Annotated in this window: 26 protein-coding genes; 15 read left to right on the forward strand and 11 right to left on the reverse strand. The window is 59.4% G+C overall.

Annotation, left to right across the window (positions count from 1 at the left end):
• Window positions 1–228 precede the first annotated feature (228 nt).
• Window positions 229–777, forward strand: a complete 549-nt coding sequence (locus AB4N91_RS17455) for an RNA polymerase factor sigma-70 (protein ID WP_010461205.1) — start codon at window positions 229–231, stop codon at window positions 775–777.
• A gap of 156 nt (window positions 778–933) precedes the next feature.
• Here AB4N91_RS17455 and AB4N91_RS17460 read toward each other — a convergent pair whose 3' ends face one another.
• From AB4N91_RS17460 to AB4N91_RS17470, 3 genes are all read right to left on the reverse strand, one after another.
• Entirely contained in the window at window positions 934–1,947 is a 1,014-nt protein-coding gene (locus tag AB4N91_RS17460) for a GNAT family N-acetyltransferase (protein WP_154913326.1), read from the reverse strand.
• Between the two features lie 100 nt (window positions 1,948–2,047).
• On the reverse strand, window positions 2,048–2,842 hold the full coding sequence (locus tag AB4N91_RS17465) for a substrate-binding periplasmic protein (protein WP_172792463.1): 795 nt from the start codon (window positions 2,840–2,842) through the stop codon (window positions 2,048–2,050).
• A 95-nt stretch (window positions 2,843–2,937) separates the two neighbouring features.
• Window positions 2,938–3,561 carry a TetR/AcrR family transcriptional regulator gene (locus tag AB4N91_RS17470; RefSeq protein ID WP_010461210.1) on the reverse strand — a complete coding sequence of 208 codons (624 nt, stop codon included), beginning with the start codon at window positions 3,559–3,561 and terminating at the stop codon, window positions 2,938–2,940.
• 178 nt (window positions 3,562–3,739) lie between these two features.
• Here AB4N91_RS17470 and AB4N91_RS17475 point away from each other — a divergent pair, with 178 nt between their 5' ends.
• The 8 genes from AB4N91_RS17475 (at window position 3,740) to ppnP (ending at window position 13,083) form a co-directional block, all read left to right on the forward strand.
• Window positions 3,740–5,542, forward strand: a complete 1,803-nt coding sequence (locus AB4N91_RS17475; protein WP_102593931.1) for an acyclic terpene utilization AtuA family protein — start codon at window positions 3,740–3,742, stop codon at window positions 5,540–5,542.
• 12 nt (window positions 5,543–5,554) lie between these two features.
• Window positions 5,555–6,424, forward strand: coding sequence for an SDR family oxidoreductase (locus AB4N91_RS17480; RefSeq protein WP_077747897.1), 870 nt, complete (start codon window positions 5,555–5,557; stop codon window positions 6,422–6,424).
• Window positions 6,425–6,427: 3 nt separating this feature from the next.
• Window positions 6,428–8,044, forward strand: coding sequence for a geranyl-CoA carboxylase subunit beta (atuC, locus tag AB4N91_RS17485; protein ID WP_010461216.1), 1,617 nt, complete (start codon window positions 6,428–6,430; stop codon window positions 8,042–8,044).
• 26 nt (window positions 8,045–8,070) lie between these two features.
• Window positions 8,071–9,228, forward strand: a complete 1,158-nt coding sequence (gene atuD, locus AB4N91_RS17490; RefSeq protein ID WP_083374689.1) for a citronellyl-CoA dehydrogenase — start codon at window positions 8,071–8,073, stop codon at window positions 9,226–9,228.
• Window positions 9,225–10,022 carry an enoyl-CoA hydratase/isomerase family protein gene (locus AB4N91_RS17495; RefSeq protein WP_154913324.1) on the forward strand — a complete coding sequence of 266 codons (798 nt, stop codon included), beginning with the start codon at window positions 9,225–9,227 and terminating at the stop codon, window positions 10,020–10,022. Before atuD ends, AB4N91_RS17495 begins: the two co-directional genes overlap by 4 nt.
• Before the next feature lie 133 nt (window positions 10,023–10,155).
• Window positions 10,156–12,117, forward strand: coding sequence for an acetyl/propionyl/methylcrotonyl-CoA carboxylase subunit alpha (locus AB4N91_RS17500; RefSeq protein WP_154913319.1), 1,962 nt, complete (start codon window positions 10,156–10,158; stop codon window positions 12,115–12,117).
• Between the two features lie 71 nt (window positions 12,118–12,188).
• Window positions 12,189–12,737, forward strand: coding sequence for a 3'-5' exonuclease (locus AB4N91_RS17505; RefSeq protein ID WP_010461227.1), 549 nt, complete (start codon window positions 12,189–12,191; stop codon window positions 12,735–12,737).
• A gap of 61 nt (window positions 12,738–12,798) precedes the next feature.
• Entirely contained in the window at window positions 12,799–13,083 is a 285-nt protein-coding gene (gene ppnP, locus AB4N91_RS17510; RefSeq protein ID WP_010461229.1) for a pyrimidine/purine nucleoside phosphorylase, read from the forward strand.
• A gap of 72 nt (window positions 13,084–13,155) precedes the next feature.
• On the opposite strand, the gene AB4N91_RS17515 is transcribed toward ppnP, so the two are convergent.
• The gene (locus tag AB4N91_RS17515) at window positions 13,156–13,962 is read right to left on the reverse strand and encodes an MOSC domain-containing protein (RefSeq protein WP_077747902.1); all 807 of its coding nucleotides are present in this window, start codon (window positions 13,960–13,962) and stop codon (window positions 13,156–13,158) included.
• Between the two features lie 198 nt (window positions 13,963–14,160).
• Window positions 14,161–15,096: a chemotaxis protein CheV gene (locus AB4N91_RS17520; protein ID WP_010461233.1), complete on the reverse strand. Its 936-nt coding sequence runs from the start codon at window positions 15,094–15,096 to the stop codon at window positions 14,161–14,163.
• 462 nt (window positions 15,097–15,558) lie between these two features.
• Between AB4N91_RS17520 and AB4N91_RS17525 the strand changes: the two genes are divergently transcribed.
• From AB4N91_RS17525 to AB4N91_RS17535, 3 genes are all read left to right on the forward strand, one after another.
• Complete coding sequence (locus AB4N91_RS17525; protein ID WP_010461234.1) at window positions 15,559–16,029, forward strand: hypothetical protein; 471 nt, start codon at window positions 15,559–15,561, stop codon at window positions 16,027–16,029.
• 399 nt (window positions 16,030–16,428) lie between these two features.
• Entirely contained in the window at window positions 16,429–17,322 is an 894-nt protein-coding gene (locus AB4N91_RS17530; RefSeq protein ID WP_077747904.1) for a sensor histidine kinase, read from the forward strand.
• Window positions 17,319–17,978 carry a response regulator gene (locus tag AB4N91_RS17535; protein WP_010461240.1) on the forward strand — a complete coding sequence of 220 codons (660 nt, stop codon included), beginning with the start codon at window positions 17,319–17,321 and terminating at the stop codon, window positions 17,976–17,978. The genes AB4N91_RS17530 and AB4N91_RS17535 overlap by 4 nt, the downstream gene beginning before the upstream one ends.
• Here the strand turns inward: AB4N91_RS17535 and yegS are convergent.
• Complete coding sequence (yegS, locus tag AB4N91_RS17540) at window positions 17,962–18,879, reverse strand: lipid kinase YegS (RefSeq protein ID WP_102593938.1); 918 nt, start codon at window positions 18,877–18,879, stop codon at window positions 17,962–17,964. The genes AB4N91_RS17535 and yegS overlap by 17 nt on opposite strands.
• Window positions 18,880–19,202: 323 nt before the next feature.
• Between yegS and AB4N91_RS17545 the strand changes: the two genes are divergently transcribed.
• Entirely contained in the window at window positions 19,203–19,511 is a 309-nt protein-coding gene (locus AB4N91_RS17545; protein WP_010461243.1) for a hypothetical protein, read from the forward strand.
• Window positions 19,512–19,577: 66 nt separating this feature from the next.
• On the opposite strand, the gene AB4N91_RS17550 is transcribed toward AB4N91_RS17545, so the two are convergent.
• Complete coding sequence (locus AB4N91_RS17550) at window positions 19,578–20,804, reverse strand: molybdopterin molybdotransferase MoeA (RefSeq protein WP_145308620.1); 1,227 nt, start codon at window positions 20,802–20,804, stop codon at window positions 19,578–19,580.
• Complete coding sequence (gene moaB, locus AB4N91_RS17555) at window positions 20,788–21,327, reverse strand: molybdenum cofactor biosynthesis protein B (RefSeq protein ID WP_010461247.1); 540 nt, start codon at window positions 21,325–21,327, stop codon at window positions 20,788–20,790. Before moaB ends, AB4N91_RS17550 begins: the two co-directional genes overlap by 17 nt.
• Window positions 21,328–21,408: 81 nt before the next feature.
• Between moaB and mobA the strand changes: the two genes are divergently transcribed.
• Both mobA and AB4N91_RS17565 read left to right on the forward strand, forming a co-directional pair.
• Window positions 21,409–22,011: a molybdenum cofactor guanylyltransferase MobA gene (gene mobA, locus AB4N91_RS17560; protein ID WP_010461248.1), complete on the forward strand. Its 603-nt coding sequence runs from the start codon at window positions 21,409–21,411 to the stop codon at window positions 22,009–22,011.
• A gap of 76 nt (window positions 22,012–22,087) precedes the next feature.
• Window positions 22,088–22,309: a YgdI/YgdR family lipoprotein gene (locus AB4N91_RS17565; RefSeq protein WP_010461249.1), complete on the forward strand. Its 222-nt coding sequence runs from the start codon at window positions 22,088–22,090 to the stop codon at window positions 22,307–22,309.
• Window positions 22,310–22,378: 69 nt separating this feature from the next.
• Here AB4N91_RS17565 and AB4N91_RS17570 read toward each other — a convergent pair whose 3' ends face one another.
• From AB4N91_RS17570 to AB4N91_RS17580, 3 genes are all read right to left on the reverse strand, one after another.
• Window positions 22,379–23,269: a pseudouridine synthase gene (locus AB4N91_RS17570; RefSeq protein ID WP_077747908.1), complete on the reverse strand. Its 891-nt coding sequence runs from the start codon at window positions 23,267–23,269 to the stop codon at window positions 22,379–22,381.
• A gap of 71 nt (window positions 23,270–23,340) precedes the next feature.
• Window positions 23,341–23,658, reverse strand: coding sequence for a transcriptional regulator (locus AB4N91_RS17575; protein ID WP_010461253.1), 318 nt, complete (start codon window positions 23,656–23,658; stop codon window positions 23,341–23,343).
• A gap of 168 nt (window positions 23,659–23,826) precedes the next feature.
• Window positions 23,827–24,063, reverse strand: coding sequence for a glutaredoxin family protein (locus AB4N91_RS17580; protein WP_010461255.1), 237 nt, complete (start codon window positions 24,061–24,063; stop codon window positions 23,827–23,829).
• Window positions 24,064–24,187 lie beyond the last annotated feature (124 nt).

Genomic DNA, 24,187 nt, shown 5'->3' on the forward strand with positions numbered 1-24,187 from the left:
AGAACGGATGACGTCTTGAAATAATTAGTCGGCAGGGTCGATCGTCAACGGAACCAAGTGCTGCACGCGAGTGCGACAGCGTGTCGCAGTTCTCACTCTGCACCACTGAGGAGCATTAGTTCTCTTTCTCAATTGACAATCATTATCATTCAGCATAATTTGTCGCTCGATGTGTAGGACGGCCACCCCCCGCCGCCCCACCAACCTATTGGCAGCAAGGTGATTTCCATGACGGAACAAGTATCCACAAGCAGGTGCGATTCACCGCTACTTCAGGCCTTTGTCGACAACCGACTGATTCTGGTCAAGATTGCAGCGCGGATTACCGGTTGCCGGTCGCGTGCTGAAGACGTGGTCCAGGATGCGTTTTTCCGGCTGCAATCGGCGCCGCAAATCACGTCATCCTTCAAGGCTCAGCTCAGTTATCTGTTCCAGATCGTGCGCAACCTGGCGATCGACCACTATCGCAAGCAGGCGCTGGAGCAGAAATACTCCGGGCCGGAAGAGGAAGGTCTGAACGTGGTGATTCAGGGCGCTTCGCCGGAAACCTCGCACATCAATTTCTCGACCCTGGAAAACATCGCCGATGCGCTGACGGAGCTGCCGAGCCGTACCCGTTACGCCTTCGAGATGTACCGCCTGCACGGCGTGCCGCAAAAGGACATCGCCAAGGAACTCGGCGTCTCGCCGACCCTGGTGAACTTCATGATTCGCGATGCGCTGGTGCACTGCCGCAAGGTGTCGGGCAATCGTGTAGATACCTTTGCCCGTCGCTAAAAGCTCAAATTTTCGGTGACCCCGATCGCGAGCAGGCTCACTCCTACATTTGATCTTGGGTGTTCACCGATTGTGTGTTCACTGGAGATTCAATGTGAGAGCGAGCCTGCTCGCGATGGGGCACTCAAGGTCAGTGCAGACCTTGAGCCATAAGCATCACGCCAACTTGCACCGAGCAAAAAACCGCTCCCGCCCCAGCATCATCAACGCCGCGCGCTTGTGCGGAAAGTCGAACTCTTTCTCACAGTGGTAACCCTGATCCTGCATGTACTTGATCATCTTCCCGTTGTCGGCGCGAGGCTCGGCGACGACTCGCTGGGTGCGCGGATCGTCGAGAAACAGGTAGTGCGTCAACGCCGATAACCAGCTCGCCACCTTATGCGGGCCACGGTGATTTTCTTCACCCACCAGCATGTGGATACCACGGTCGTAATCGCCGGTGTCATAGAACGGCGCGATGCGATCTTCCTTGGCCCAGTAGGCTTCGAAATAGGCAAACGGCTGATCATCGAAACAACCGATCAGGGTCAGGGTGTGAGGATCGGCTTCGAGTTTGCTCAGGTACTCGCGGTGCTGCTCGAGGCTGCCCTCCTCCTGCCAGAAACTCGCGACCCGCGGGCTGTTCTGCCAGCGATTGAAACGCCCCAGGTCCAGATCGATGTCCAGCGTGCGCAGGGAAATCCAGCCACCGAGCCGCGCATCGAAGCGACGATAAACTTCACCGCGTGGTTTTAGCGGGCGCAGCGGATGACGCTTGGCGCCACTGATGACCATTTGCTGCGGATAAGTGTCGGCCTGCGCCTGGCTGAGCCACGGCTGGGGCAACTGCCAGAACAGCGTGCGTTCGCAACGGTATTGGCCGGCGGTGTCGGTGGGAATCAGCAAACCGCTCGCCAAGGCGTCGGCAGGCGATTGCTGCAGTTGAAACGTCAGGTGCTGGCACGCCGGATCACGGGCAAACAGCCAATAGCAGGTGGCCCAGAGCGCCTGACTTTCAGGCGTGTCGAAACGCTTTTCGACCTGCACCTGCACATCGGGCTCGCGGGTCAGGCGCAGCTCGATCAGCGGCTGCCCTTCCAGGCTGAGGTGCAGGCGACTCTGGGTTTCATCAGCTACAAGACGGCGTCCGTTGGGCAAGGCCAGGGCAGTCAGGTCATTCAGATTGGGCATGGGTCGGGCTCACGATAATCGTCGACAGTTCAACCCTGTGACGTGAGCCGGGGCAGGAAATTTAAGTGAAGTCGCGAATTGGCGCGACCTGCGGTGTCATTCAGGGCTTGGGCACCGCCACCACTGCAATCTTGTATGGATCGAAAATCTTCAGCATCTGCCCATTATCCCGCAACCCTTGCAGCAACTTGCCGAACGCCTCGCCGCTGATGGGCGCGGACGGACGCAGGATCGCGTAGTGGTGATACACCTGATCGACGCGCTGCGACACCAGCAGCTGATCGGCCACGAGCTCGTTGCGCAGTAGGTAATCGCTCAGGTAGGAACGCGTTACCAAGGCAATGTCTGCCCTCCCGCGCAGCACCATCAGCAGGTTGCTGTCATGGGAATAGGTCAGCGTGGCGTCGTAGTTCTGAGCGAGGAATTTCGGGTCGGCATTGAAGTTGGCGAACTCGTAGTGATAGCCGCTGAACAGCGCCAGACGCTTGCCGGTGAGGTCGGCAAAATAACTTTGCTGGCGCTCGGGCTCACGTTGCGCGACGAAAATCTCGGCGTCTTCAAGCCCCATGTCGACGCTGACGTGGGGAATGTCCTTCCAGCCCCAGTCCGGGTTCTCGAAAATGGCCATGTCGACCCGACCTTGCTTGAAATCACCGAATCGCCGCGGAATCGAAGTCGGCACCAGGACGAACTGATAGTCGCTCTGCGATTGATTCAAGGCTTCTACCAATTGCGGCAGCAGGCCAGTGTCGGCACCGGATTCCGGGCGCACGGTATAAGGAGGGAAATGTGCGGCACCGACACGCACCAGTTGTGCAGCCTGGGACGGCAATACCCAAACCGCCGCGAGCGACGCCAGCAAAAGCCGCGTGGCCGTCCTAATTGGCGAAGACATCAAAACAACCCACTCCCCAAAAAATACCCATCAATGCATTCAAGCTAGGCGGTTTCGGCCACTTAGCCAGTTTCCTGCTGGCTCATGACACCTTATTACTTCTCTTCGAGCACAAGAATCAATGCTTCATCGGCCAATTGATCGAGGCTCATGCTGCCGCCGGCACGAAACCAGGTGGTGGTCCAGGACAACGCCCCCGTCAGAAAACGACGCGTGATGAACACATCGCCGCGGATAAAACCGGCGTCCTTGGCTTCACCCAACACCTGCAGCCAAAGCGCTTCGTAAATATCGCGCAGCGCCAGCACCTGCGCCTGACCGTCTTCGGACAGCGAACGCCATTCATACACCAACACCGCCATGGCCTCGCCGCTGCCGCCCATGATCGACTGCAATTCGCAGCGAATCAGCGCCAGCACCCGCTCGCGTACATTGCCGGCCTCGGCCAGGGCGGCGTGCATCAACGCCGTGTTGTAGCGGATGGTCTCTTCCATCACCGCGCGCAGGATCTCGTCCTTGCTTTTGAAGTGATGAAAAATGCTGCCCGACTGAATGCCCACGGCGCCAGCCAGATCGCGCACCGTGGTGCGTTCATACCCTTTGTTACGGAACAGGTGAGCCGCCACTTGCAGCAGTTTGCCGCGGGCGCTGTCGGGGTCGGTCAATTGGCCGCTGTCGACCAATTCGCGCATCACCCCCAGGGCTTTTTGCTCGTCCACCCATTCTCTCCTACAGTCGATCAATCAAATGCGCCGCCCGCCGCTAAAACAGCGGGGTTGCGCGGGCAATTTAAGCTGGCGACGACAACCAAGCAAGCGCTCGGGCAGAAGATATTTCAGTCGTTTACAAACCAAGCGCTTGCTTGGTAGTCTCGATGCACTTCTATCGGAGGTGGTTATGGAAAGGACTGCGCCAGAAACGATTCGCATCGGATGCGCCAGCGCGTTCTGGGGCGATACCTCAACCGCTGCTGCGCAACTGGTGCACGGTGGGCGTCTGGACTATCTGGTCTTCGACTATTTGGCAGAAATCACGATGTCGATCATGGCCGGCGCACGGATGAAAGATCCGCAGGCGGGCTATGCGGGCGACTTCATCGAAGTCCTCAGTCCATTGCTTGGGCATCTCGCCGAACAAAACATCCGCGTCATCAGCAATGCCGGCGGGGTCAATCCACAGGCCTGCGCCGCTGCCTTGCAAGCGGCTTGTGACAAGGCCGGGGTGGCACTGAAAATCGCCGTGTTGCTGGGCGACGACCTGCAACCGCAGTTCAAACAGCTGAGCAGCCGTGGCCTGCATGAAATGTTCAGCGGCGCGCCCTTGCCGCCGATGTGCGTCTCGACCAACGCCTACCTCGGCGCACCGGGCATTGTCGAAGCCCTTCGATTGGGTGCCGACATCGTCATTACCGGACGCGTCGTCGACAGCGCGGTCGTCAGTGCCGCGCTGGTCCATGAATTCGGCTGGTCCTGGCATGACTACGACAAACTGGCCCAGGCCGCATTGGCCGGGCACATCATCGAATGTGGCGCCCAGTGCACCGGCGGCAATTTCACCGATTGGCGCGATGTGCCCGATTACGAACACATTGGCTTCCCCATCGTCGAAGTCAGCGCCGACAGCCAGTTCATCGTCAGCAAACCCGAGGGCTCAGGCGGCCTGGTCACGCCGTTGACCGTCGGCGAACAAATGCTCTATGAAATCGGCAACCCCCAGGCCTACCTGCTGCCTGACGTGGTCTGCGATTTCACCCAGGTCAAACTCGTGCAACAAGGTAAAAACGCAGTTCAGGTGCATGGCGCCAAAGGCTTGCCGCCTACCGATCAATACAAGGTCAGCGCGACCTACCCGGACGGTTTCCGCTGCACCGCCAGTTGCCTGATCGCCGGGATCGATGCCGTGGCCAAGGCCGAACGGGTCGGCCAGGCAATCATCAACAAGACCTCGGAGATCTTCAGCCAGCGCGGCTGGGCGCCCTACAGTGAAGTGAACATCGAACTCCTGGGCAGCGAGGCCACTTACGGTGCCCACGGCCAACGCCAGGACAGCCGCGAAGTGGTGATCAAACTCGCGGTGCGCCATCCGAACAAACAGGCATTGATCGTGTTCTCCCGGGAAATCGCCCAGGCCGCCACCGGCATGGCGCCGGGACTGACCGGGATTGTCGGTGGACGGCCGACGGTGTATCCGCTGATCCGGCTGTTCTCGTTCCTCATCGACAAAACCGCCTGCACGCTGGAAATTGATCTGCAGGGCCAACGCCACCCGTGCGCCCTGCCCGCCGTCGATGTGCTCGACCCAGATGACTTGCCCGTTCCGTTCGACCCGCCGCAACCCACAGGCCGCGCCGATGCCAGCGTGGCCCTGATCAAACTCGCCGTCGCGCGCTCCGGCGACAAGGGTAATCACAGCAACATCGGCGTCATGGCCCGGGAAGCCGAGTATCTGCCATGGATCGCCGAAGCCCTGACGCCTGAGGTGATGGTCGACTGGATGAGCCATGTACTTGACCCGATCCACGGACGTGTCGAGCGTTGGTATTTGCCCGGCACCCACAGTTTCAATTTTCTCCTGGAGAACGCCCTCGGCGGCGGTGGCGTGGCCAGCCTGCGAATCGATCCGCAAGGCAAAGCCTTCGCCCAGCAGTTGCTGGACATCCAGATTCCGGTGCCCCAGGGCATCGCCGACCAGGTCAACTAGAGGACGGTCGCCATGGCCTACGATTCGATTTTCAAAGCCGGTTTGTTTGCAGGCCAAACCATCATCGTCACCGGTGGCGGCAGCGGCATCGGCCGGTGCACCGCCCATGAGCTGGCGGCACTTGGCGCCCATGTGCTGCTGGTCGGGCGCAAGGCCGACAAGTTGAAAAACGTCGCCGCCGAGATTGCCGAAGACGGCGGCAAGGCGGACTGGGCCACCTGCGACATTCGTGAAGAAGAAGCGGTCAGGCATCTGGTCAGCGAGTTGATCCGCCAGCACGGCCCGATCCACGGATTGGTCAACAATGCCGGTGGCCAATATCCGTCGCCGCTGGCCTCGATCAATCAGAAGGGTTTCGAAACCGTGATGCGCACCAACCTGGTGGGCGGTTTCCTGATGGCCCGGGAAGTGTTCAACCAATCCATGAGCAAACACGGCGGCGCCATCGTCAACATGCTCGCCGACATGTGGGGCGGCATGCCCGGCATGGGCCACTCGGGCGCGGCGCGCTCGGGCATGGACAACCTCACCAAGACTGCCGCCTTCGAATGGGGTTATGCCGGGGTGCGGGTCAACGCGGTGGCGCCGGGTTGGGTGGCATCGAGCGGTATGGACACCTACGAAGGTGCGTTCAAAGCGGTGATTCCAACCTTGCGCGAGCACGTGCCGCTCAAGCGCATCGGCACGGAATCCGAAGTCAGCGCGGCGATCGTGTTCCTGCTCAGCCCGGCCGCCGCGTTCATCAGCGGCAGCACGCTGCGCATCGACGGCGCCGCGAGTCTCGGCGGTCGGGCGTGGCCGATTCACAAGGCGACGAACAGTGAGTCGTACAACGGTTTTCACCGCGCCTACCTTCCTGATGTGCTCAAGGACAAGGAATAAACCATGCCGGTGATTCAGTCCCAGGTAGACCCGTTCAGCGAACAGTTCGCCCAGAACCGCACGGCCATGCTGGTCGGCATCGAGCAGGTCCGCCAGCTCGAACAAAACCTGCTGAACAAGGCGGCCGAAGCCAAGCCAAAATTCGACAAACGCGGCCAGTTGCTGCCCCGTGAACGCCTCAATCTGCTGCTCGACCCTGGTGCGCCGTTCCTCGAACTGGCGAGCCTGGCCGGCTACAAACTGCACGACGACAAGGACGGCAGCTCGGCCGGCGGCGGCTTGATCGCCGGGATCGGCTACGTGTCCGGCGTGCGGGTGCTGGTGGTGGCGAATAACAGTGCGATCAAGGGCGGGACCATTTCCCCCAGCGGTCTGAAAAAGTCCCTGCGCCTGCAACAGATCGCCATGGAAAACAAACTGCCGGTGATCACCCTCGCCGAGAGCGGCGGCGCCAATCTCAATTACGCGGCGGAGATTTTCGTCGAAGGCGCGCGTAGCTTTGCCAATCAGGCGCGGATGTCGGCCATGGGGCTGCCGCAGATTACCGTGGTCCACGGCTCGGCCACAGCGGGCGGGGCTTATCAGCCGGGGCTCTCGGATTATGTGGTGGTGGTGCGCGGCAAGGCGAAGCTGTTTCTGGCCGGCCCGCCGCTGCTCAAGGCCGCCACCGGAGAAGTCGCCACCGATGAAGAACTGGGCGGCGCCGAGATGCACGCACAAACCGCCGGCACCGCCGAATACCTGGCCGAGAACGATGCCGATGGCGTGCGCCAGGTGCGCGAGATTGTCAGTCTGCTGTCGTGGAATTCACGGCTGCCGGTAGCGCCCGCCCGGTATTGGGAAGACCCGCTCTACCCGATCGACGAGTTGCTCGGGCTGATTCCCGACGATCCGAAAAAGCCCTATGACGTGCGCGAAATCATCGCGCGGATTGCCGACGGTTCGAGCTTCCTCGAGTTCAAGGGTGAGTTCGATCAGCAGACCCTCTGCGGCCATTTGCACATTCAGGGCCGCGCCTGTGGATTCATCGGCAACAACGGCCCGATCACGCCCAAGGGGGCGAGCAAGGCGGCGCAATTTATTCAGCTGTGTGACCAGAGCCGGACGCCGCTGCTGTTTTTCCACAACACCACCGGGTTCATGGTCGGCACCGAGTCGGAACAGCAAGGCGTGATCAAGCACGGCGCGAAGATGATTCAAGCGGTGGCCAACGCCCGGGTGCCTAAACTGACCATCGTCGTCGGCGGCTCCTACGGCGCCGGCAACTACGCGATGTGCGGCCGCGGCCTCGACCCGCGTTTCATCTTCGCCTGGCCCAACAGCCGCACCGCCGTCATGGGTGGTGCCCAGGCCGGCAAGGTGCTGCGCATCGTCACCGAGGCCAAACAACTCAAGGACGGCCTGGTGCCGGACCCCAAAATGCTCGACATGCTGGAACAGGTGACCGCGCAGAAACTCGACAGCCAGTCCACCGCGCTGTATGGCAGCGCCAACCTGTGGGACGACGGGCTGATCGACCCGCGGGATACCCGGACCTTGCTCGGTTACTTGCTGGACATCTGTCATGAGGCCGAAGTGCGGCCACTGCAAACCAACAGTTTTGGTGTCGCGAGATTCTGATCGCGGATCACAGGAGAACAATAAAAATGATCTTCACCCAGGAACACGAAGCACTGCGTCGCACGGTCCGCCAATTCGTCGATCACGAGATCAATCCCCACGTCGAAGAATGGGAAAAGGCCGGGCGCTTTCCCATCCACGAGATTTTCCGCAAGGCCGGCGACCTCGGCTTGCTGGGGATTTCCAAACCGGAAAAATTCGGTGGGATGGGACTCGACTACAGCTATTCGATCGTGGCGGCCGAAGAGTTCGGCACGATTCATTGTGGCGGGATTCCGATGTCCATTGGCGTGCAGACCGACATGTGCACGCCCGCCCTCGCCCGCTTCGGCTCCGATGAGTTGCGCGAAGAATTCCTCCGTCCCGCGATTACCGGTGAACAGGTCGGTTGCATTGGCGTCTCCGAAGTCGGTGCCGGTTCCGACGTCGCCGGATTGAAAACCAGCGCCCGCAAGGACGGCGACGACTACGTGATCAACGGCAGCAAAATGTGGATCACCAACTCGCCGAGCGCCGACTTCATCTGCCTGCTGGCCAACACCTCCGACGACAAACCGCACGTCAACAAATCGCTGATCATGGTGCCGATGAACACCCCGGGCATCAGCCTCAGTTCGCACCTGGACAAGCTCGGCATGCGCAGTTCGGAAACCGCCCAGGTGTTTTTCGACAACGTGCGCGTGCCGCAGCGCAACCGCATCGGCCATGAAGGCGCGGGCTTCATGATGCAGATGCTGCAATTCCAGGAAGAACGCCTGTTCGGCGCGGCGAACATGATCAAGGGCCTGGAATACTGCGTCGACAGCACCATCGAGTACTGCAAGGAGCGCAAGACCTTCGGCAGCGCGCTGATCGACAATCAGGTCATTCACTTTCGCCTGGCCGAACTGCAAACCGAAATCGAATGCTTGCGAGCGCTGGTCTATCAGGCCACCGAGCAGTACATCAAAGGCCAGGACGTCACGCGCCTGGCGTCGATGGCCAAACTCAAGGCCGGGCGCCTGGGTCGCGAAGTCAGCGACAGCTGCCTGCAATATTGGGGGGGCATGGGCTTCATGTGGGACAACCCGGTGGCCCGCGCTTACCGTGACGTGCGGCTGGTGTCGATCGGCGGCGGGGCCGACGAAATCATGCTGGGCATCATCTGCAAACTGATGGGCATCCTGCCGGGGAAAAAGAAATGAGCGCCCTGCCGGTTTGCCAGACCTTGCTGCTCGAATCCCATAACGGCGTGCTGCACATCACCCTCAACCGCCCGGAAAGCCGCAACGCCATGAGCTTGCAGATGGTTGCCGAACTGCGTGCGGTGCTCGCCGCGGTGCGTGACGATCGAGCCGTTCGTGCGCTGGTGATCGGCGGTGCCGGCGGGCATTTTTGTGCCGGCGGCGACATCAAGGACATGGCCAATGCCCGGGCTCAAGGCCCGGACGCCTATCGCGATTTGAACCGAGCGTTCGGCGCGCTGCTGCAAGAGGTGCAACACGCACCGCAAGTGGTCATCACGGTGCTGCAAGGCGCGGTGCTCGGCGGCGGATTGGGACTGGCCTGCGTCAGCGATGTCGCGCTGGCCGATCACCTGGCGCAGTTCGGTCTGCCGGAAACCAGTCTCGGTCTGCTGCCCGCGCAGATCGCGCCGTTTGTGGTGCAGCGCATCGGTTTGACCCAGGCGCGTCGACTGGCACTGACGGCCGCACGCTTCGATGGCACCCAGGCACGACGCATGGGCTTGGTACATTTCGTCGAGCATGACGCGCAAGCCTTGGCCGAACGCCTCGATGAAATTCTGGCCCATGTGTTGTGCTGCGCGCCGGGGGCGAATGCCACGACCAAAAAACTGTTGTTGGCGAGTGCGGGGCAGCCTTCGGACGCGTTGCTGGATGAAGCGGCCGGATGGTTCAGCGAAGCGGTGATCGGAGCTGAAGGGGTCGAGGGGACGATGGCCTTCGTGCAAAAACGTAAACCGGGGTGGGCCCTCTAAAAGCTTCGCGGGCAAGCCTCGCGCCTACAGGTTTTGTGCCGAGCCCAATCCCGCGGCAATCGCGGTACCTGTAGGAGCGAGGCTTGCCTGCGAAGAGGCCATCACATTCACCGCAATAACAAGGGAACAACCCATGCCCGGACTCAGCAAAATCCTCATCGCCAACCGCGGTGAAATCGCCTGCCGCATCCAGCGCACCGCCCACGCCCTGGGCTACCGCACCGTCGCCGTATTCAGCGATGCCGACGCCGACGCCCTGCACGTCCAAATGGCCGACGAAGCGGTCAACATCGGCCCGGCCCCGGTGCAGCAGTCCTACCTGAACATCCCGGCGATCATCGACGCCGCCCGGCGCAGCGGTGCCGACGCGATACACCCCGGCTACGGCTTCCTCTCGGAAAATGCCGAATTCGCCTTCGCCTGCCAAAACGCCGGCATCACCTTCATTGGCCCGAGCCCCGAAGCAATCGAATTGATGGGCAGCAAGCGCCTGTCGAAACTCGCCATGCTCGCGGCCGGCGTGCCCTGCATCAAAGGCTATCAGAGCGCCGAACAGGACGATGCGACCCTGAGCCGCGAAGCCGCACGCATCGGCTATCCGCTGATGATCAAGGCCAGCGCCGGCGGCGGCGGACGCGGCATGCGCCTGGTGCACAGCGCCGACGATTTGCTGGAACAGCTGCGAACCGCGCGCTCCGAAGCCCTGCACGGGTTTGGCAGCGACGAACTGATTCTCGAACAAGCGCTGATCGATCCGCGCCATGTCGAAATCCAGGTGTTCGGCGACCAGCACGGCAACCTGATCTACCTCGGCGAACGCGACTGTTCGATCCAGCGTCGCCACCAGAAAGTCATCGAAGAAGCACCCTGCCCGGTGATGACCACCGAGTTGCGCCAAGCCATGGGCGAAGCGGCGTTGAAGGCTGGGCGCGCGGTGAATTACGTGGGCGCCGGCACCGTTGAGTTTTTGCTGGACGCGCGCGGGCAGTTCTACTTTCTGGAGATGAACACCCGGCTGCAAGTGGAGCACCCGGTGACCGAATTGATCACCGGCCTTGATCTGGTGGCCTGGCAGCTGCACGTCGCCGAGGGCCTGCCGCTGCCGTTGAGCCAGGAAGAAGTGCAGCTCAACGGGCATGCCATGGAAGTGCGTTTGTACGCCGAAGATCCGGCCCAGGGCTTTTTGCCACAAACCGGGCGAGTCGAGGCGTGGGAGCTGGCGTTGCAAGACGGTGTGCGGATCGATCACGGTTTGATCGAAGGCCAGAACATCAGCCCGTTCTACGATCCGCTGCTGGGCAAGATCATTGCCCACGGAGCCACCCGTGAAGAAGCGCGGCGCAAGCTGCTGCGGGCGGTGCAGGACAGCGTGTTGCTGGGCGTGCAAAGCAATCAGCGCTTGCTCGCCAGCCTGCTGCAACACCCGCAGTTCATCAGCGGCGAGTTCAGCACCGGGTTTATCCCGAGCTGTTTCGCCGACCATCCTTGTCTGCATCCGAAGGTGCCGAGCGTCGAAGAACTGGCCATTGCGGCGGCGTTGTTCTATCACGCCTCGGCGCAGGCACACCGCGCCCCGCTGGCCGGTTGGCGAAACAACGCCAGCGTGCCCCTGCATCTTCGAATCGGCCTGGAGGACCAGGACTGGCCGGTGGAACTGAACGCAGCGCCTGACTCACCGTACCGCTTGCAAGTCGGCAGCCGAACCCTCGAATTGAAGGTCATTCAATGCGACGGGCACTGGGCAACCCTGATGATCGACGGCATCCGCCAACGCCATGCCTACCGCCTCGCGGGCGGGCAACTCTGGCTGTTCACCCGCCCCGGCAGCCTGCGTCTGGTCGATCGGACCCAAGCCTTGGTCAGCAGCCAGGCCAGTGTCAGCTCCGGCACCCTCAAGGCACCCATGGACGGGGCGATCGTCGACGTACTGGTCAGCGAGGGCAGCCCGGTCAGCAAAGGTCAACTGCTGGTGGTGCTCGAAGCGATGAAAATGGAGCACCCGCTCAAATCAGGGATCGACGGCGTGCTTAAACGCTTGAAGGTGCGAGTCGGCGATCAGGTCAAGAATCGTCAAATTTTGTTGGAGGTCGAATAAGCCGCTAGGCGGATCCGCCGGCTTTGGCTACGCTCAAGCCCTATCAGGACGCGGATACCAGGAACCCTGCGATGCCTCACTGGCTGGTGATCGATCTGGAAGCCACCACCGATGACGGTGGCTGGCCAGTTACGGAAATGGAAATCATCGAAATCGGAGCCACCCTGGTGGACCGAAAAGGGCGCGAGGTGGATTGTTTCCAGTGCTTCGTTCGGCCACTGCGTCGGCCTTTGCTGACGCCGTTTTGCCGGGAGCTGACGCACATCACTCAGGCCAACGTCGACGCAGCGCAGACGCTGAGTGAGGTCTGGCCGTCATTCGAGCAATGGCTCGTGCGCCATCAATCGGAGCTGGAGGGCTGGGCCAGTTGGGGCGATTACGACCGCAAGCAACTGCTTCAGGAATGGCAGCGACTGCATTTGTGCAGCGTGCTTGAGAAAGTGCCGCACATGAATCTCAAACAGCGCTTTGCCAAGGCCCGGCGCCTGGAACGCCCGCTGGGGCTCAACGGCGCGCTGCAACTGGCGGGCATGCAGTTCAATGGCCAACAGCATCGGGCGCTGGAAGATGCGCGCAATACGGCGCGCCTGTTGCCACAGGTTCTCCCGCCAGAGAGGTGACGGCGTTCATGGCCTTGTGCATACTGGCCGGCCCTTTTTAGCCCTTTTCGAGGAATCGCCCATGTTTAAAGTCAACGAGTACTTCGACGGCACCGTCAAGTCGATCGCCTTTGGCACCGCTGAAGGTCCTGCGACCATCGGCGTCATGGCTCCGGGCGAATACGAATTCGGCACCAGCCAGCGTGAAATCATGCACGTGGTGACCGGCGCCCTCACCGTCAAACTGCCTGACAGCACCGATTGGGAAACCTTCGCCGCCGGCAGCCAGTTCAACGTGCCTGCCAACAGCAAATTCCAGCTGAAAGTGGCCGTCGACACCGCTTACCTGTGCGAATACCGCGGCTAAACCCCCGGGTTTTCACAGCGACAAAAAAATGCCCGGGGCCCTTGGGACCCGGGCATTTTTTATTTCGTGTGTTTATTCCAGGATCGTCACTGGCATGCCGACTTCAAGTTGGCCATTGCTGTCGTTGACCAGGTTCTGCCCGAACATTGCACCGTCCGCCTGGGAACGGTATTTCTGCAACGTGGCCAGAGGCTCGCGATCACTGCTGCGCTCACCGGTTTGCGGGTCGATGGTGGTCAGGATGCAGCGCGAACAGGGCTTGACCACGCGGAACTCAACATCCCCGATGCGAATACGCTTCCAGTTGTCCTCGGCAAACGCCTCGCTGCCCTCGATCACCAGGTTTGGTCGAAAGCGCAGCATTTCCAGCGGGCGCCCGACATTTTTCGAGAGATCTTCCAGGGACGCCTGCCCGATCAGCAACAGCGGGAAGCCATCGGCGAACGCCACTTGATCGTCATTCCGGCCATAGCCCGCTTGTGTGGTGCGCGCGCGATCCAGAGGAATTTGCACCAGGCGCGTCGGCTTTCCAATGAACTCACTGACCCAGGCGCCGGCTTCATCGCCGGCATCGGGCACGCGCAGGCTGTCTTTGAAGATCGTCACGCCCCGCAGTTCAGCGCCGCTACCCGGCAAGGCAATATCGATTGCCGGACGCCCGGGTGCACTGAGGGTCAAGCCGCCGTCAGCATTCCATAACGCCGACAGCTGGCTCATCTTCCCCACCGTGCGCTGGGTCAGGAAGCGCCCATTGGCCTCGTCCACGAGCATCCAGCGTCGGTCACCGTCCAGCCCCAGTTTGTCGAGACAAATCTGCTGCAGGGCCTCGGCCTTGCCGGATTTCAACGGATAACGGTAAAGCGCGCTCAGACGCAACATGGCCAGCTCCCTGGTGGGCAAAAAATGCCACCCTATACGAGCTTGGTCGCCGAATCAAAGGCAGAAAACCGATCTCTGTTTACCTTTTGGGTCGGGCCTGTTCGCGAAGGCGATGTATCAGCCAATATCAATGTTGACAGTGATGGCCTCTTCGCGAGCAGGCTCGCTACAGGTTGATCGTGTGCAGCCTAAATCGTGTCAGGCCGGCACTTCGTCGAGCATCAGGCGCTGACGCACTACGTCGACGAGTTTGTCCGGCTGGAACTTGGAGAGGAAATTGTCGCAGCCGACCTTCTTGACCATAGAGTCGTTGAAACTGCCCGACAGCGACGTATGCAGCACCACGTAGAGGCCACGCAAGCGCGGGTCGTTGCGGATTTCGGTGGTAAGGCGATAGCCGTCCATTTCCGGCATTTCGGCGTCGGTAAAGACCATCAGCAGTTTGTCGGTCATCGACACGCCCGTATCGGCCCAGGCCTTGAGCATGTTCAGCGCCTTCAAGCCGTCGCTGGCGATGTGCATCTTCACGCCCAACTGGCCCAGGGTGTCGCGCAGTTGCGACAGGGCAACATTGGAGTCATCCACCAACAGCACTTCACGACCACGGGCGCGCTCCAGCACCGGGTCGTCGAGTTTCTCGCGCGAGACCTTGGCGTTGTACGGCACGATTTCGGCCAGGACTTTTTCGACGTCGATGATTTCCACCAACTGATCGTCGACCTTGCTGATGGCGGTCAGGTAATGCTGGCGGCCGGCGCTGGCCGGCGGCGGCAGAATGGCTTCCCAGTTCATGTTGACGATGCGGTCTACGCCGCCAACCAGGAACGCCTGCACTGAACGGTTGTACTCGGTGACGATGATCGTACTGGTAGGGCCAGGCACCAGCGGACGCATGCCGATGGCCTGGGACAGGTCAATCACCGGCAACGTCTGCCCACGCAAGTTGACCACGCCGCAGACAAACGGATGGCGCTGGGGCATTAGGGTCAGCTTCGGCAGTTGCAACACTTCCTGCACTTTAAAAACGTTGATCGCGAACAATTGCCGACCGGCCAGCCGGAACATGAGAATTTCCAGGCGATTCTCACCCACCAGTTGTGTGCGTTGGTCTACCGTGTCGAGAATGCCGGCCATTAATGACTCCTGGGCTTGTTCTGATGAATTCACTAAAGAGGGTTATCGGCAGTTTTGGCCAGACCTTGACCCTGAGACAAAATGCCATGATCGGGCATTGATGTCACATTAACATCATGCTTTACTGGCGCTGCGATTTCATCTGCTTCATCCCCTGCGGCGCGACCTCGGTTTGCACGTTAGGTTCCCCTGTGTAAGGGATTCCCCTAGTAACAATCAGGCCCAACCTGATATTCGCAATATCCAATAGCCATTAATGTGACGCCATTCTCATTGCATGAACGGAGTCAGGCTTTTGTGTGCGATCGCAGGTAAGTGGCCATCCACCCTCTCGAGTTCCCCAGCCTGCGCCCAGGCCAGCCGGAGCGCGATCTCATGCCGGCACGGCAGCGTCGGGACGCTGGACGTCTTCGTCGACACACACGACATCCCCTCATTTGACATGACGTTGTGGAGATAACCATGCCGAACGACACTAAACAGTGGGCTCAGCGCTTTCCGGAGTTCCTCGTCGAGGCTGAAACACTCCTGGCCAAATCGGAAGAGTGCCTTAGCCATCTGCAGTTGATCAGCAATGACAAAGACGCAATCGATTGCATGCTCAGCAGCCTGCTCAAATTAGCGAGTAAGGCGGATGCCCTGGCCCTGGAGGCGGTTTCTGAATTTTCGCTGCACATCCATGGCTTGTTGAACCACGCCCAAGGCCACATGCAACTGCACGACCAGGCCCTGTGTGCGTTGAAGGACTGCTTTACGTTGATGGCCTGGCAACTCGAACTCATCGATCAGACCACCGGCCAACTCAGCCTGGATGAAAGTGAACAGACTTCCCTGATTGAAGCCTTTGCGTTTCAGGTCGGACAAAGTCATTTCCAGCCTCCGGTTAATTCCAAACCCTTCACGCTTGTTTCCTATTCGGAGCGGCAGGCTTAATTCGCCAGATAACCAAGCCTTATTGCGTAATATCATTGTCATGATGCCGCTCATTAATTGGGGTGTGCTCATGTCAACGACAGCTCGATACAAATAACTATTCCCTCCGTTAAACTTTTTCCATTATGGAACTATCGTCCTAAACCCCTAATTCCTGACTGAATAGACATATATACCGAACGCGACCAACGGTAGCTTAAATGGTATTATGCCGACCATTAGTTGACGCCATTCTAATGTCAAAGTGACTCCAGACGAGTGCAGGCCGAATTTGAAGGTGCTGTCAGCCCCCGCCCTGGATTGCACGGCTAGAGACGAGTCACTACAGATTTCAGACAGAGACCCGTCATCCACGATGGCCGGTCTGCCCGCAGCGAACATCCATTGGCTCCATCCGCTATGTACGCCAGCCTCAAGTCATTCACCCCACGGCTCCCCTCCCAAAAAAATGCGCGGCGGTTAACGCTTTTGCTGTGCACCGCCTCGGCACTCGGCAGCCTGCTGGTTTTCAGCTTGTCTGCTTCAGTGCCGATGAGTCTGCTGGTGCTGAACATGGCGGCACTTGGCTGCGTCTGGGTACAACATTTCCTGTCGAGCAAATCAATAAAATTTCAGCCACAAGAACTAGCCGATCGTCTACTTGAGGTCCAGGAAAATGAACGTCATCGTCTCAGCAGGGAACTACATGACGACATCGGCCAGTTGCTGACCGCGGCAAAACTTCAAAGTGAATGGCTCAAACGCCGGATGCCTGAAGACATGCAAGGCCAGTGCACGGTGCTCTGCGACACACTGGACGAAACCCTTGCCAAGGTTCGCGATGTCTCGGCCATTCTCAATCCCAGGCAGTTGGCCAGCCTCGGACTTGAAGCCAGCCTGCGTGCGCATTTGCTCAAGACCCTGGCCAATACTTCAATTCACTGGAGCCTGGAATGCCATCAACGCCTGACCGGCATACCGGAAGAAATGGCGGTGGCCGCCTTTCGAATCACCCAGGAAGCGGTGACCAATATTCTTCGCCATGCCAAAGCGAATAACCTGCTGATCCGCCTGCAACGCATGCCCCAGGGTTTGGCGCTGCTGATCAGCGACGACGGCCTGGGGTTCGCACCAGCCGCAGACCCCGGTCGAGAGGGGCAACGCGGGATGGCCGGGATGGTGGAACGGATCGATCAACTGGGCGGTACCCTGGTCGTGACCAGCGAGCCGGGCAAAGGCACTCAAATCGAAGCACTCTTTCCCTGGGCGCCCCGTGCGCTCGAACGGGCCAGTACGAATAAGGTTATGCATTGACTTGTAACTTACTTCTGGTGGATGACCACTCGCTTATCAGGGCAGGCGTGCGCGCTCTGGTGCTGGATATTCCCGGCTACGCGGTCATTGGTGAGGCCAATGACGGCTCGCAGCTACTCGAGATGGTCGAGAAGCTGTCCCCTGACATCGTTCTGCTGGATATCTCCATGAAGCAGACCGGCGGCCTTGAAGCCTTGCAGCGACTCAAGCAGGTCCGCCCGCAAAGCAAGGTGTTGATCCTGTCGATGCACACCGACCCGGCCCTGATCATGCAGGCGCTTGAGTCCGGTGCCCATGGCTATTTGCTCAAAGACACCACGGCCACCGAGCTGGAACATGCCCTGGATGCCTTGCGCAACAACGAGCGTTACCTGAGCCCGGCCATTGCCCACACAGTCATCAACCAGGCACTGATTCGTAACCAGAAGCATCAACCCGAGGCTGCGGACTCACACAACCTGACGGCCCGCCAGCTGGAAATCCTGCGACTGATTGTTCGGGGCAAATCCACCCGGGAAATCGCCAATGGCCTGGGCCTCAGCATCAAAACCGTTGAAACCCACCGCTCGCAGATCATGAAGCGCCTGCAGATCTACGACGTGGCCGGCCTGGTGCTGTTTGCCGTGCGCGAGCAAATCATCAGCCTGGACGACTGACCGTTTTCGAAGCGCTCAGCAGAGGCGAATTCTGCGGCAAATGCACGCGCAATGCCGCTGGACGCGCCGAGAATCGCAGGCTCTCGCCCTCGATAGGTTCGCCATCCAGATTGATGTAGAGGCCTTCCGCAACTTTGATCTCGACCCATGGCAGGCGAGCTCGCACAAACATGTTGTCGATGCCGAAGCCATCGGCCAGCAGCGTTTTCAACGTACCGACCACTTCCTGCGGCGCCGGCAAAATGCTGATATCCAGCAGCCCATCGTCAGCCAGCGCCTCCGGGCACAGTACATGACCACCGCCAGCCTGCCGGCCATTGCCGATACCCAACGCCAAAAGCTCACCACTCCATTGAAAGTCCGGCCCCTGCAACTCGCCGTAGGCAGCATGCAGTTCGCTGAAGCGCGACAACCCGGTGAACAGATACGCCGCGCCCCCGAGGACTTTCTTCAAGTCTTCCGAGGTATTCGCCGTGACCTGACTGCCAAAGCCGCCGGTGGCCATGTTCAGAAAGACTTGACCGCCCACCTCGCCCAGATCGATCGCTTGCGGTGCAACCTCCAGAAGGTCCAGCGCCAGAGCGGGTTCGAGCGGCACACCGGCGGCACGCGCAAAATCGTTCGCGGTGCCCAGCGGCATCAGCACCAGACTGGCCTGCGTCGAATGCGCTGCCATGGCCTCAGCGATATCACGCAAGGTGCCATCACCGCCGCCGGCAATCAGTTGCGTATAGCCCGCGCTCAAGGCTTCTTCCACCAGCCGCTGCGCGTCACCCGCCTCCCAGGTCAGTCGGACGGCCAACTCCCAGCCCTGCTGGCGTTTAACGTCGACGGCCGCACGGACCTCCTCGTTGAGCGCCTGCTTGCCATGCAGAATCAACAGCGCTTTGCGCTCACTCATTATTGCCGCTCCCATGTTTGGACTCCGTATGAGAGATGTTGACCTCACCACCGCCTATAAAAGTCGCAAGGATTTGAATTTTTTTGAGCCGTACAGCCTTGTGGTCCTACAGCGCGGGAAATTTTCTTACAACATGTGCGGAATCGGCTCAATTGACCAACCTTGGCGATTGGTACACCTTGAGGTCCGCGGCATCAGTCATCAACATTCAATACACAGGGATGTGAAAACCATGAGTAGACCTTCTTCAAGGGCCACACAAAGCGCAATCAACACCAGTGTCGGCCATCCAAAGGGCTTGAAGGCAAGGAGCGTTTCAGCCCATGCAAAGCCATGACATCAGGTTGCCGATCAGTCAGGTCGCGCCATCGGCAGGCAATCGCGCCAATCATCAGGCTGAATTCAATAACAGCGCAAAATCCGCCGGAGGAGTTGATATGGAACCTCGCGTCATTGAACTCGAGACACACCTCAAATACATCCGAAGAGACATGGAAGAGGTCCGTGGCGATGTTAAATCCATCAAACACAGGCTGGCCTATTCTGCGGGTGGAACAGCCGTGGTCCTGGGGCTGCTGGGCTGGGTCGCCAACAGCCGCTTTGATCAGGTCGTGTCACTTCTGGTTCGTTAAACGCTAGCCATACACGCAAGCTCCGGCACGATCTACCGGGCTTGCGTGGCAAGACTTTCGCCAGAATCAGCTCAGGACTTCGCTCAGCGGAATGAAGTTCACGTCATCGCCTTCGATCAACGTGCGGTCTTCCAGTACTTCAACCAGACCATCAGCCCAAGCGGCACTGCGGAGCACCCCGGAGCTCTGATTCTTGTAGATGATTGCCCGACCATTCTCCAGGCGTCCACGCAAATACTCTCGGCGATTACCAGCCTTTGGCCAGTCGAATCCTGCAGGCACCTGAAACTTTAATGGCTCGACCTCTTTCACACCCTGGCGGCGCAAAAGATAGGGCCTGGCCAACAAGGCAAATGTAACCAGCGTCGACGCAGGGTTGCCGGGCAAACCAATCACGGGGACGCCGCGAAAATGACCGAACGTCAGCGGCTTGCCTGGTTTGATGGCGAGTTTCCACAGGGTCAACTCGCCCTCTTCGCGCAAGGCAATGCCCAGAAAATCGGCTTCTCCCACCGACACGCCGCCGGTAGAAAGGATCAAATCGACATCCTTCAATTCCCCAAGGCGGGCGCGAGTGGCCGCTAAATCATCGGGAAGAATTCCGGCATCGATCACTTCACAGCCCAAGCGCTGCAACCAACTGCACAGCAACACGCGATTACTGTTGTAAATCTGTCCCGGCCCGAGGGGCTGGCCCGGCTCTATCAATTCATCTCCGGTTGACAGGACTGCGACACGAACCTTGCGAACCACGTTCAGCTCAGCACATCCCAGCGACGCCGCCAGGCCCTGCTCGATAGGTCCCAGACGGGTGCCCGCCGGCAAAACAAGTTCGCCAACGGTAGTTTCCTGGCCTTGCGGGCGAATATTTTGACCCGGGGTCATTGCCTCGATAAAACGAACGCGCTCGTCCGCCTGAACCTCGGCGTTCTCCTGCATCTCGACGCAATCGGCACCTGCCGGTACAGGCGCACCGGTAAAGATTCGGGCGCAGGTACCTGGCTTCAATGGTTCGGGTGCCTGGCCGGCGAAAATCTTCTGACTGACCATTAAGGGTTCGCCCGTCCAGTCAGCGACGCGCAAGGCATAGCCGTCCATGGCACTGTTCGGCCAGGGCGGCAGATCAAGCGTCGAGACCAGGTCGTCGGCCAGTATGCGACCTTCAACCTGTGCCAACGGCAAGCGCTCACGCTCACCTATCGTTGATGCCTCAGCCATTTCCAGCAAACGCGCCAGCGCGACTTCGACCGCCATCAAGCTACCGGCTTTGCCGGGCTTACCCACGGGATTCACAGGGTGCCGCCTGTTTAAGGTGAGCGACGAAATTGCAGGGACGGTGCCGCGAATCCAGCTGTTCGGCGAGAATGCCATCCCAGCCAGTGCGCACAGCATTGGTCGAACCCGGCAAACAGCAGACCAGCGTGCCATTGGCCAAACCCGCCAGGGCCCGGGACTGAACAGTCGAAGTGCCGATGTCCGCGACCGAAATCTGCCGGAACAACTCGCCGAAACCGTCGACTTGCTTGTCAAGCAGACAGCTCACCGCTTCCGGTGTGCTGTCGCGCCCCGTGAACCCGGTACCGCCGGTGATCAACACCACCTGCACGACATCCTCGGCAATCCAGTTGGCGACTTGCGCGCGAATTTTGTAGAGATCATCTTTAAGCAAAACCCGAGCGGCCAGGTGATGGCCGGCAGCGCTCAAGCGGTCGACGAAAAGCTGCCCTGACGTATCGGTTTCCAGGGTGCGGGTATCGCTGACCGTCAACACCGCGATGTTGAGCGGCGCGAAAGGTACTTCAGCCTTGGCTTTCATAGGCTCGTCCAGTTGTAGGATAAACAGCCCGGTGTTATATCACAGCGCTCCGTTTTTTCGCCGCCCCCATGGAGACGTGCCATGACCTTGAGTACACATTTGCCGCCCTGCTCCATTCTGCTCCTGGCCGGTGGTCGAGGCCAACGCATGGGCGGCCAGGACAAGGGTTTGCTGGAATGGCATGGCGAGCCACTGATCGCGCACCTGCATCGCAAGACCCGCGCGCTGAGTGATGATCTGATCATCTCCTGCAACAGGAACCTGGAAAAATATGCGCCTTTTGCCGACCAGTTGGTCCATGACGATGAAGGCGACTTCCCGGGACCCTTGGCCGGTATTCGCGCCGGCCTCAGGGCCGCCCGCCACGCCTGTCTGCTGGTGTTGCCGTGCGATGTGCCGCGCATCGATGCGGCCCTGCTCCAGAGCATGCGCGAAACCGCCCGCCAGCATCCGGACAAACCGCTGATGCTGCGCCATAACGAACACTGGGAGCCGTTGCTGTGCATCATCCCGGTGGCGCTTTCGGCAGCGTTTGAAAGAGCCTGGAATGAGGGCGAACGCAGTCCGGGACGCCTCATGCGCAAATTGGGCGCTACCGCCCTGCAATGTCCCGATAACGATCCTCGCCTGGCCAACCTCAACACGCCGGAGCTGTTAAGTGCACACAACACTGTGTCAGACTGACACGAGAAGGAACTTGCGCGCGTTGCATACGTCTCAAGCTCAGTAACCAAAAGAATTCATATTCGGAGACACACTCATGACTCAACGGACCCTCGCCACTCTCATGCTCGCACTGGGCCTTGCAACCCTCGCCGGTTGCGCATCGCCTACAGTGATCACCTTGAATGACGGTCGCGAAATCCAGGCCGTCGACGCGCCAAAATACGATGACGAATCGGGTTTCTACGAGTTCGAACAGCTTGATGGCAAACACACCCGCATCAACAAGGATCAGGTTCGTACCGTTAAAGAGTTGTAATCGTTACGGCACCACCGGATACAGAAAAGCCCGCTTGATGCGGGCTTTTTCGTGCCTGAAGCACTGTGATCACCATTGCAGGGTGATGGTGCTCTCGAATTCACGTGGTTGACCTGTGATCGGGTCGACAAACCGCAAACCCTGAGCCAGCAGCTTCAAGGGATTGGCATAGTCGTCCTCGACATCCTTGAGCACCTGCGGGTAGAACGGGTCGTTGCAGATACTGGCGCCCAAAGCAGTCATGTGCACCCGCAACTGATGTTTCTTGCCGGTCACTGGATAAAGTCCATAACGCCAGAGATCGCCGTTTTTCTCACGAACCTCAACTGCCGTCTCGGTGTTGCTGGTACCCGGACCTTCCTGCATGCGAAAGAATGGCTCGCCATCGACCAGCCGACTTTTATGAACCAGTGGAAAGGTGAGTTCAGGCAATGCGCGGGCGATTGCTTCGTAGCGTTTTTCGATATTCCGTGTAGGAAACAATGACTGGTAAGCCGAGCGACTCTCAGGATTCGCTGAGAACAACACCAGTCCCGCCGTGTGCCGGTCAATGCGATGCAAAGGCACAAGATTCGGGTTATCCAGGCGACGGATCAGCCGCCGCAACAACGTCTGCTCCACGTATTCCCCGGCAGGCGTCACTGGCAGAAAATGCGGCTTGTCCGCCACCACCAGATGCTCGTCGGCATACAGGATCGACTCGACCACCGGGATCGGTTTTTCGTCCGGCACCTCACGAAAGTAATGAATCCGCAGGCCTTCCTTGTAACGCAGATCCAGAGCGATCGGTTGACCGTGCCCGTCAAGCACGCGACCACGAGCAATCCTGTCCAGCCATTGTTCACGACCAATAGCGCTGAAGTGGTCGCACAGGCAATCGAGCACGGTCTGCCACGGACCCGGCGGCAAATAGAGCGTGCTGGCCTGGTTGTGCGAAGCAGAAAAAGATGAAGTGGACATACAAACGCTCTGACCCTCAATACAGGCCAGCATTATCCAACAGTGGCCGGAACGAACCTAGAAGAGAATCCTCACGCCGGCATCTGCTTGCGCGCCGCCGCTTCGGTGAACTCCTTGAGCCAGCGCAGCACATCGACCGCTTCCCAGCGGCCTGGATCATAAAGCGCGTACAACAAGCCCTGATAACCCACGACATCGAGCTGGCGGTGATAACCCGCGCGCTGGAACAACGCTTCGATTTCGGCAAAGCAGGTGTTGAAGTGCAGTTTGTTGAAGGGTGTTTTTCCTTCCGTGACCAGACCATCCAGACGCAATTCGAGGACCGCCTCGCGCACAACATCAACCGACATCCGGTTCACGCTGTTTTTCAATTGTTCGACATTGACCACGATCTTCCCCTCTCACGCCCGATACTGCCTGCTCGAACCTGAAAACCAGGGGCGAACGGCAATATTACGAATAACTGTATGCGCATACAGTATCCGAAGAGCATCGGTTAAGCCAAGGGGATCATTCGCAAAGTTCGACAAACGGGACATCGCCAACCACAAAACCGCTTAACGCAGGAACGCCACCACCTCGTCGGCATTGAATGGCCAGCCCAGTTCAGCGCCGGTATCGACCCGCCGTAGCACCGGGATACGCAGGCTGTAAGCTTCGAACCATGTTTCATCTTCAGCGATATCTACCAGCTCCACCAGCAGACCACGTTCGACAAACTCCATCAGCATGGCTTCGGCCACTTCACAGAGGTGGCACCCAAGGGTGCCGAACAACTGACATTCAGGAAGCATGAGCGCTCAACCTAAAAAATTAAGAACCTATTCTAGGCTTGCTCCGAAAAGCCGTCGAGCCAGTGAATTTTCTGCCCTTGAGCACAAATCGCAATGGGCGGCGGTAAAACCCTGACGCATATCA

This window comes from Pseudomonas sp. H3_D04 (genome assembly GCF_054669175.1).

Coding starts and splice junctions, on each gene's coding strand:
- AB4N91_RS17545 (WP_010461243.1), top strand. CDS start 19,203: ATGCAAAGCCATGACATCAGGTTGCCGATCAGTCAGGTCGCGCCATCG.
- ppnP (WP_010461229.1), top strand. CDS start 12,799: ATGTTTAAAGTCAACGAGTACTTCGACGGCACCGTCAAGTCGATCGCC.
- AB4N91_RS17460 (WP_154913326.1), bottom strand. CDS start 1,947: ATGCCCAATCTGAATGACCTGACTGCCCTGGCCTTGCCCAACGGACGC.
- AB4N91_RS17570 (WP_077747908.1), bottom strand. CDS start 23,269: ATGTCCACTTCATCTTTTTCTGCTTCGCACAACCAGGCCAGCACGCTC.
- AB4N91_RS17500 (WP_154913319.1), top strand. CDS start 10,156: ATGCCCGGACTCAGCAAAATCCTCATCGCCAACCGCGGTGAAATCGCC.
- atuD (WP_083374689.1), top strand. CDS start 8,071: ATGATCTTCACCCAGGAACACGAAGCACTGCGTCGCACGGTCCGCCAA.
- AB4N91_RS17580 (WP_010461255.1), bottom strand. CDS start 24,063: ATGCTTCCTGAATGTCAGTTGTTCGGCACCCTTGGGTGCCACCTCTGT.
- AB4N91_RS17515 (WP_077747902.1), bottom strand. CDS start 13,962: ATGTTGCGTCTGAGCGCGCTTTACCGTTATCCGTTGAAATCCGGCAAG.
- AB4N91_RS17480 (WP_077747897.1), top strand. CDS start 5,555: ATGGCCTACGATTCGATTTTCAAAGCCGGTTTGTTTGCAGGCCAAACC.
- AB4N91_RS17455 (WP_010461205.1), top strand. CDS start 229: ATGACGGAACAAGTATCCACAAGCAGGTGCGATTCACCGCTACTTCAG.
- AB4N91_RS17465 (WP_172792463.1), bottom strand. CDS start 2,842: ATGTCTTCGCCAATTAGGACGGCCACGCGGCTTTTGCTGGCGTCGCTC.
- mobA (WP_010461248.1), top strand. CDS start 21,409: ATGACCTTGAGTACACATTTGCCGCCCTGCTCCATTCTGCTCCTGGCC.
- AB4N91_RS17530 (WP_077747904.1), top strand. CDS start 16,429: ATGTACGCCAGCCTCAAGTCATTCACCCCACGGCTCCCCTCCCAAAAA.
- AB4N91_RS17525 (WP_010461234.1), top strand. CDS start 15,559: ATGCCGAACGACACTAAACAGTGGGCTCAGCGCTTTCCGGAGTTCCTC.
- AB4N91_RS17565 (WP_010461249.1), top strand. CDS start 22,088: ATGACTCAACGGACCCTCGCCACTCTCATGCTCGCACTGGGCCTTGCA.
- AB4N91_RS17520 (WP_010461233.1), bottom strand. CDS start 15,096: ATGGCCGGCATTCTCGACACGGTAGACCAACGCACACAACTGGTGGGT.
- atuC (WP_010461216.1), top strand. CDS start 6,428: ATGCCGGTGATTCAGTCCCAGGTAGACCCGTTCAGCGAACAGTTCGCC.
- AB4N91_RS17505 (WP_010461227.1), top strand. CDS start 12,189: ATGCCTCACTGGCTGGTGATCGATCTGGAAGCCACCACCGATGACGGT.
- yegS (WP_102593938.1), bottom strand. CDS start 18,879: ATGAGTGAGCGCAAAGCGCTGTTGATTCTGCATGGCAAGCAGGCGCTC.
- AB4N91_RS17495 (WP_154913324.1), top strand. CDS start 9,225: ATGAGCGCCCTGCCGGTTTGCCAGACCTTGCTGCTCGAATCCCATAAC.
- moaB (WP_010461247.1), bottom strand. CDS start 21,327: ATGAAAGCCAAGGCTGAAGTACCTTTCGCGCCGCTCAACATCGCGGTG.
- AB4N91_RS17475 (WP_102593931.1), top strand. CDS start 3,740: ATGGAAAGGACTGCGCCAGAAACGATTCGCATCGGATGCGCCAGCGCG.